We start from the raw sequence: 7,779 nt of genomic DNA, 5'->3' as shown, positions 1-7,779 counted from the left end.
GGCGAAAGCATCGCCCAGGGTCTCACCAACCTGCTGCATGATCTGAAGCAGGGCCACGTGTCCATGACCGACGAGCGTGTGTTCGAGGTCGGTAAAAACGTCGCCACCACCGAAGGCGCGGTGGTGTTTGAAAATGAATTCTTTCAACTGCTGGAATACAAGCCCCTGACAGCAAAGGTGTACGAAAAGCCTTTCCTGCTGATCCCGCCATGCATCAACAAGTTCTACATCCTTGACCTGCAACCCGAAAACTCGCTGATCCGCTATGCCGTCAGCCAGGGGCACCGCACCTTTGTGGTGAGCTGGCGCAACCCCGATGAGTCGATGGCAAAAAAAACGTGGGACGACTACATCGAGCACGCCGCCATCAAGGCCATTGACGTGGTGCAGGAGATCACCGGCGCAAAGACCCTGAACGCACTGGGTTTTTGCGTGGGCGGCACCATCCTCGGAACAGCGCTGTCCGTGCTGGCCGCACAGGGTAAAAAGCCGGTGGCCAGTGCAACGCTACTCACCTCGTTTCTTGATTTCACCGACACCGGCATCCTTGATATCTTCATCGACGAAACCTCGGTCAAGTACCGCGAGGCCGAGATGGGGGAGGGCGGCTTGCTCAAGGGTCAGGACCTGGCTTCCACTTTCAGCTTCCTGCGTCCGAATGACCTGGTCTGGAATTACGTGGTCGGCAATTACCTGAAGGGCGAAACACCGCCTCCTTTTGACCTGCTGTACTGGAACAGCGACTCCACCAACCTGCCGGGCCCGTTTTACGCCTGGTACCTGCGCAATACCTATTTCGAGAACAATCTCATCAAGCCGGGCAAGACCGTGGTGTGCGGCCAGAAAGTAGACTTGCGCAAGGTCGACATTCCTGTGTACATCTACGGCTCGCGTGAAGACCACATCGTGCCGATTGGCGGCGCTTATGCCTCCACACAGCATTTGCCTGGAAAAAAGCGGTTTGTCATGGGTGCTTCCGGCCATATTGCGGGTGTGATCAATCCACCGGCCAAGAAAAAACGAAGCTACTGGACCCGGGACAAACTGCCTCAGGGGAAATTTCCCGAGACGCAAGCCGGCTGGCTCGAGGGCGCGACAGAACACCCCGGCAGCTGGTGGACCGACTGGTCCGGATGGCTCCAGGGCCATGCTGGCAAGCAAATTGCTGCACCGAAAACCTATGGCAGCCGCAAGTACAAAGTCATTGAGGCTGCGCCGGGCCGCTATGTCAAGGCAAAAGCCTGACACAGCAACCCGCGCCTCGCCAAACCGCATTCATAAAAACGCATTCATAAACGCATCCTAAAACTTCAAAAGGGACACATCATGGAAGACATCGTTATCGTTGCTGCCGGCCGCACCGGCGTCGGTAAATTCGGCGGCTCGCTCGCCAAAATACCCGCAACCGAACTCGGCGCAGCCGTCATCAAGGGTGTGCTGGAGCGTTCCGGCCTCAATGCCGACCAGCTCGGCGAGGTCATCATGGGTCAGGTATTGACGGCCGGCGTCGGCCAGAACCCGGCGCGCCAGTCGGTCATCAAGGCAGGCTTTCCCAACGGCATTCCGGGCCTGACCATCAATGCGGTTTGCGGCTCCGGCCTCAAAGCCGTCATGCTCGCGGCGCAGGCTGTGGCCACGGGTGACARCGAAATCGTCATTGCCGGCGGCCAGGAAAACATGAGCGCCGCGCCGCACGTACTCAACGGTTCGCGCGACGGCCAGCGCATGGGCGACTGGAAGATGATCGACTCCATGATCGTCGACGGCCTGTGGGATGTCTACAACCAGTACCACATGGGCATTACCGCAGAGAACGTGGCAAAAAAATACGAGATCAATCGGGAAGCGCAGGACGCCTTGGCCCTGGGCAGCCAGACCAAGGCTGCGGCCGCGCAGGACGCCGGCAAGTTCAAGGATGAAATCATCCCCATCACCATTCCGCAGAAAAAAGGTGATCCGGTGATATTTGCCGCGGACGAATTCATCAACCGCAAAACCAGCGCCGAAGGCCTGGCGGGCCTGCGCCCGGCGTTTGACAAGGCCGGTGGTGTGACGGCCGGCAATGCCTCGGGCCTGAACGACGGCGCTGCCGCGGTGATGGTCATGACGGCCAAAAAGGCCGCCGCCCTGGGTCTCAAGCCATTGGCGCGCATCGCCAGCTACGCAACCACCGGCCTCGACCCGGCCTACATGGGCATGGGCCCGGTCCCCGCATCGACCAAGGCACTGCAGCGCGCAGGCTGGAAGGCCCAGGACCTCGACCTGCTCGAAATCAACGAAGCTTTTGCCGCCCAGGCCTGCGCGGTCAACAAGGAAATGGGTTGGGACACTAGCAAGGTCAACGTCAACGGCGGCGCCATCGCGATCGGCCACCCGATCGGCGCGTCCGGCTGCCGCATCCTGGTGACGCTGTTGCACGAAATGGCGCGGCGCGATGCGAAAAAAGGCATTGCCAGCCTCTGCATCGGCGGCGGCATGGGGGTTGCCCTCACACTGGAACGCTGAATATAAGGTAAAAGAGGCTGAGACTGGCTTGCACCGTGCGCAAGCAGCTATTAAATCGATAGCGAATCACGGTGGGCCGTTCGGCAGGGAAGTCACCAGGTAACGGTTTCAGATAATTCACAAAATCAAGGAGAGCGAAATGGCAAAGAAAGTAGCGTATGTCACGGGCGGTATGGGCGGCATTGGAACTGCCATCTGCCAACGACTGGACAAGGACGGGTTCACGGTGATCGCCGGTTGCGGCCCCACGCGCGACTTCACCAAATGGCTCGACGAGCAAAAAGCCCTGGGCCATACTTTTTATGCTTCCGTGGGCAACGTCGGCGACTGGGATTCCACCGTCACGGCCTTTGACAAGGTCAAGGCCGAGCATGGCCCCGTGGCTGTGCTGGTCAACAACGCCGGCATCACGCGCGACGGCCAGTTCCGCAAGATGAGCAAGGCCGATTGGGATGCCGTGATCTCCACCAACCTCAACAGCATGTTCAATGTGACCAAACAGGTCATCGAGGGCATGATTGAAGCGGGTTTYGGGCGCATCATCAACATCTCGTCGGTCAACGGCCAGAAGGGCCAGTTCGGCCAGGTGAACTATTCCACGGCCAAGGCCGGCCTGCACGGCTTCACGATGGCGCTGGCGCAAGAGGTCGCGGCCAAGGGCGTGACGGTCAACACGGTAAGCCCCGGCTATATCGGCACCGACATGGTCAAAGCCATACGCCCTGACGTGCTGGAGAAAATCGTCGCAGGCGTGCCCGCCAAACGGCTCGGCCAGCCCGAGGAGATCGCCTCCATCATTTCGTGGATCGCGTCCGATGAAGGCGGCTATGCGACCGGCGCCGACTTCTCGCTCAATGGCGGCCTGCACATGGGTTGATTGCCCTCACCGGCCCGTGGCTGAAAACCCGCTACGGCGGGTTTTTTTGTGCCCGGCTGTTTGTCGCAAACAACCTGCAAAGCCGTCAAACGCGTGGGGACTTCGCAATGGGTCACTTCAATCGTCTGTAGTAAATTAAACAGACACGTTCGACGGGACAGCCCGCACACCGGGCTGTGTCGCAGGCCTTCCCTGGAGTCCGAACGACTCTTAACCGCTTTTCGCTTTCGAGAAGGAATCCTCCTGCATGCCCCATAGCGTTTCATTGATCAGCACGATTGCCGCCGGCCTGGGCCTGGCCCTGATTTTTGGTTTTCTTGCCGTGCGGCTGCGCTTGCCCGCGCTGGTGGGCTACCTGCTCGCGGGTGTGATCATCGGGCCGTTCACTCCCGGCTTTGTAGCGGATGCGGAGATCGCGAGCCAGCTCGCTGAAATCGGGGTGATGCTGCTGATGTTCGGAGTCGGGCTTCATTTCTCGCTGGACGACCTGCTGGCGGTGCGCAAGATTGCGGTGCCTGGCGCCATCGTGCAGATGACGGTCGCCACCGCGCTCGGCATGGGCCTCGCGCACTGGTGGGGCTGGAATCTCGGGGGAGCGCTGGTGTTCGGCCTGTCGCTGTCCGTCGCCAGTACCGTGGTGCTGCTTCGGGCCCTTGAAAGCCGCGGCATCCTCGACTCGGTCAATGGGCGGATTGCCGTGGGTTGGCTGGTCGTGGAGGACCTGGCCATGGTGCTGGTGCTCGTGCTGCTTCCGCCGCTGGGCGGCTGGCTGTCGGGCAAGGTCGATGCCGATGTCAATGCGCTGTGGAAAACACTGGGCATTACGCTGCTGCAAGTGGGCGGTTTTGTGGCGCTGATGCTGGTGGTGGGGCGCCGCTTCTTTCCCTGGGTGCTGTGGCAGGTGCAGCGCACCGGTTCGCGCGAGCTGTTCACGCTGTGCGTGGTGGCCGCCGCAGTGAGCATCGCTTTCGGCGCGACGGCGCTGTTCGGCGTGTCTTTCGCCCTGGGTGCTTTCTTCGCCGGCATGGTGATGCGCGAATCCGAGTTCAGCCACCGGGCGGCCGAAGAGTCGCTGCCTTTGCGCGACGCTTTCGCCGTGCTGTTTTTCGTATCGGTGGGCATGCTGTTCGACCCCTGGGTATTGCTGGAGCGGCCACTGCAGGTGCTGGCCGTGGTGGGCATCATCATCGTCGGCAAGACATTGGCGGCCGGCTTGCTGGTGATGGCATTTCGCTATCCGCTGAACACCGCGCTCACCGTCTCGGCCAGTCTCGCGCAGATCGGGGAGTTCTCTTTCATCCTGGTGGGCCTGGGTGCGTCGTTGGGCCTGCTGCCCCCTGAAGGGCAAAGCCTTGTGCTGGCGGGTGCGCTGATCTCGATTGCTCTAAACCAGTTGGTCTTCAAGGCAGTTGAACCCTTGCAGCAATGGATCCTGGCAAAGTCACCTCTGGCGCGCAAGCTGGAGGCCCGCGATGACCCGACGGCCGAGTTGCCGGCCACGACCGACCAGAAGTATTTGTCGAACCATGTGGTGCTGGTGGGCTACGGACGGGTAGGGCGGCGCATTGCCGATGCACTGAAGGCCCATCACATTCCGTTTGTGGTGGCAGAGCAGAATCGCGAGGCAGTGGAACGGCTTCGGGAGCAGGGTATTGCGGCCGTGTCTGGCGATGCGGTGGAGGCGGAAGTTCTGGTTCAGGCCCACATTGCGCAGGCGCGCATGCTCGTGATTGCGACACCCGACACGCTGGACGTCAGGCGTATGGTCGCCACTGCGCGTTCACTGAATCCAGCCATCGAAACCGTGGTGCGCACCCACAACGAGGCCGAGGCGCGCCTGCTCGACAACGAGAAGGCCGGCAAGGTCTTCCTCGGTGAGCAGGAGCTGGCACAGTCCATGGCGCGCCATGTGCTGGAGCGCGCCGGCGCGTCAACCGCAGCGCATTAGGCGCCTGCTCTGGCCCGCAACACGGCGGAGCGCACAAGCGCAAGCCTGTCGTTGCCGAAATACATGTCGTCGCCCACAAAGAAGGTAGGTGAACCGAACGCACCGCGCCGGATCGCTTCGTCGGTGTTGCTTTTGAGTTGATCCTTGATGTCGGGCCTTGCGATGCCAGCCAGAAACGCTGCGGGATCAATGCCAACTTGCCGGCAAATCGCGGCCAGCACGTCATCCTGCGAGATATCTTCTTCACGTGTGAAATAGGCTGCGAAGGTGGCTTCGATAAATTCAAGGTAGTGCGGCTCGGCCGTGGCATCCTGTGCAATCCACAGGCAGCCGCGCATGGCCTTGACACTGTTGACCGGAAATACCTTGGGTGGAAATGCAATCTTCAGGCCCGCTTGGCGTGCGTTGTCCTGCACGTCCTTGAGCGTATAGCGGTTCTTCGGTGAATTCATGTCTTCCCGCGCGGCATAAATGCCTTTGTTGACGCTGTTGAAGATGCCTCCTACCAGCACCGGCCGCCAGCGAATGGCTTCCCCTAACTCGGCTGCCAGCGGCTGGATGTTGCGAAAAGCGATGTAGGTCCAGGGGCTGGAGCAGTCGAAGAAGAATTCAATCATGGGTATCCCGGTTTTTGAGGAAGGAAAAGGGGGTCAGGAAACCTTGTGCGCRCCGTCCCGTACGCTTTGCGCTGTCTGGCCAAACAGGGCCTTGCGCGCCTCATCGGTCAGCGCCGGTGCGCGCAGTTCCTTGCCCAGGTTCAGCCCGCGTTTGACGGCAGGCCTTTCAAACAGGGCGTCGTACCAGCGTTGTACATGGGGAAATTTTTGCAAGTCAACCTGCTGAGCCWTGTGTGTACGCACCCAGGGAAAGATGGCCATGTCGGCGATGGAGTAAGCAGCACCCGCCACATGCGCACCGGTTCGTGCCAGTTGCGCATCGAGCACGCCGTAAAGGCGGTCCACTTCCTTGCTGTAGCGCTCGATCGCATAGGGGATTTTGTCCGGCGCATACAAAAGAAAATGCCCGTTTTGCCCCGCCATGGGACCGAGCCCACCCATCTGCCACATCAGCCACTGCATAGCCTGGTAGCGCTCGCGAAGTTCGGTCGCGGCAGGCAGAAAGCGGCCAGTCTTTTCGGCCAGGTACATGAGGATGGCGCCGCTTTCAAATACCGCCAGAGGCGTGCCGCCGCCGGCGGGTGCGTTATCAACGATGGCCGGCATGCGGTTGTTGGGGCTGATCGCGAGAAATTCCGGCGTGAACTGCTCACCCTTGCCGATGTTCACCGGGATCAGCTGGTAAGGCAGGCCGCATTCTTCCAGCATGATGGAAATCTTCCAGCCGTTGGGTGTGGGCCAGTAGTGCAGGTCAATCATGGGAAATCCTCGAGGTTCTTGAACTTGTTGAGCGCTAGATCAATGGCGCCAGCTGTGGATGGTCGGCGGCGATTTTCCGGGCTTCGTTGCCGCCCGGCTCCATCATCCGGAAATCAGAAAAATCAAAGCCCGGACCCACCATGCAGGCCACGAGGGTGTAGCCCGCTACCGCATTCGCCCGCGGCCTGGCCGCCTGCCACAGGCCGGCAGCCACAATGTGTTGAGGGGTGGTTGTCGTGCTGACGGGGCCCAGTGCCGTGCCGCGCAGGCGGTTGTCCGCCGCGTTCCATGTCCAGAGATCGAGCGGTGCGCCCTCCAGATGTACCCACACCTCGTCGGAAAGAACGCAGTGCCAGCGTGAGTGCTGTGTGGCGTCAAGCAAAAAGTAAATCGAGGTCAGGGCATTGCGAGCCGGTCTTCCGTCTTGCGGCGCCACTTGTTGTGTGGAGCGAAACACTTCGCAGTACCAGCCGCCTTCCGGATGCGGCTGCAGCCGCAGCTGTTCAATGAGCTGGCGGGCGCGGGGCGTCGTAGTGGGCAGGTCTGGAGTGTGACTGGACTGGGGCATGAGGCGCAGTGTGCCTTAAACCCGGGCTGGCTTTCAACCTGCCCCGATTGTCCTTGGGCACCTGCGGGACAGGCGTTACTCCAGGTCCTCGATCGCCAGGCTGTGGTACTTCTGTGCATAGGAAAAAGGCACCGTGCGCACGACTTCCATGATGCGCTCCGTGGCGTCCTTGGACGGCACCGGAATCATCAGCGCGTGGTGGCCTTCCCTCGCGAGGTCCACGTACTTGTGGACCGTCGCGCCCTCGGTGCCTACACGCGGCAGGTTCACGTCCGAATGGCCATCCGCCTTGCCGATGTCTTCGAGGATGTCTTCCGGTGTCAGCAGCATGATGCCGTTGCTGGCCATTTCCAGTTCATGGGCCACGTGCCTGGCGTCTTCAAGATTCGGGAACATGATGAACGCGTAGCCGGTGGGATAAAACACACCACCCATACTGAGCATTTTTTTGGTCAGTTCGAAGTTCTTCATGGCGAGTCCTTTCATGCATTGCGTTGGTTCAACG

Annotated in this window: 8 protein-coding genes; 4 read left to right on the top strand and 4 right to left on the bottom strand. The window is 60.6% G+C overall.

All coding sequences use genetic code 11. The annotated features are described in order from the left end of the window. From AC1D1X_RS10865 to AC1D1X_RS10850, 4 genes are all read left to right on the top strand, one after another. On the top strand, window positions 1-1,245 hold a 1,245-nt coding region (locus AC1D1X_RS10865), incomplete at its 5' end, for a PHA/PHB synthase family protein (RefSeq protein ID WP_477698267.1). An 81-nt stretch (window positions 1,246-1,326) separates the two neighbouring features. Continuing rightward, complete coding sequence (locus AC1D1X_RS10860) at window positions 1,327-2,505, top strand: acetyl-CoA C-acetyltransferase (protein WP_477698266.1); 1,179 nt, start codon at window positions 1,327-1,329, stop codon at window positions 2,503-2,505. A gap of 139 nt (window positions 2,506-2,644) precedes the next feature. Then, window positions 2,645-3,382: an acetoacetyl-CoA reductase gene (gene phbB / locus AC1D1X_RS10855; protein WP_457280389.1), complete on the top strand. Its 738-nt coding sequence runs from the start codon at window positions 2,645-2,647 to the stop codon at window positions 3,380-3,382. 247 nt (window positions 3,383-3,629) lie between these two features. After that, window positions 3,630-5,330, top strand: a complete 1,701-nt coding sequence (locus tag AC1D1X_RS10850; protein ID WP_477669110.1) for a cation:proton antiporter domain-containing protein — start codon at window positions 3,630-3,632, stop codon at window positions 5,328-5,330. Here AC1D1X_RS10850 and AC1D1X_RS10845 read toward each other — a convergent pair. From AC1D1X_RS10845 to AC1D1X_RS10830, 4 genes are all read right to left on the bottom strand, one after another. Then, window positions 5,327-5,947 carry a DsbA family protein gene (locus AC1D1X_RS10845; RefSeq protein ID WP_477669111.1) on the bottom strand — a complete coding sequence of 207 codons (621 nt, stop codon included), beginning with the start codon at window positions 5,945-5,947 and terminating at the stop codon, window positions 5,327-5,329. The two genes, AC1D1X_RS10850 and AC1D1X_RS10845, sit on opposite strands and share 4 nt — an antisense overlap. Before the next feature lie 33 nt (window positions 5,948-5,980). Next, window positions 5,981-6,706 (bottom strand): glutathione binding-like protein, encoded by a 726-nt coding sequence (locus tag AC1D1X_RS10840; protein WP_477698265.1) that lies wholly within the window; start codon window positions 6,704-6,706, stop codon window positions 5,981-5,983. 34 nt (window positions 6,707-6,740) lie between these two features. Further along, complete coding sequence (locus AC1D1X_RS10835) at window positions 6,741-7,274, bottom strand: cupin domain-containing protein (RefSeq protein ID WP_477669113.1); 534 nt, start codon at window positions 7,272-7,274, stop codon at window positions 6,741-6,743. A gap of 75 nt (window positions 7,275-7,349) precedes the next feature. Beyond that, the gene (locus AC1D1X_RS10830; protein ID WP_477646486.1) at window positions 7,350-7,745 is read right to left on the bottom strand and encodes an RNA-binding protein; all 396 of its coding nucleotides are present in this window, start codon (window positions 7,743-7,745) and stop codon (window positions 7,350-7,352) included. Window positions 7,746-7,779 lie beyond the last annotated feature (34 nt).

This window comes from Polaromonas sp. P1_G4 (assembly GCF_056405475.1).
The sequence above is the reverse complement of the archived record's forward strand: the minus strand, read 5'-3'. Positions and strand labels throughout refer to the sequence as shown.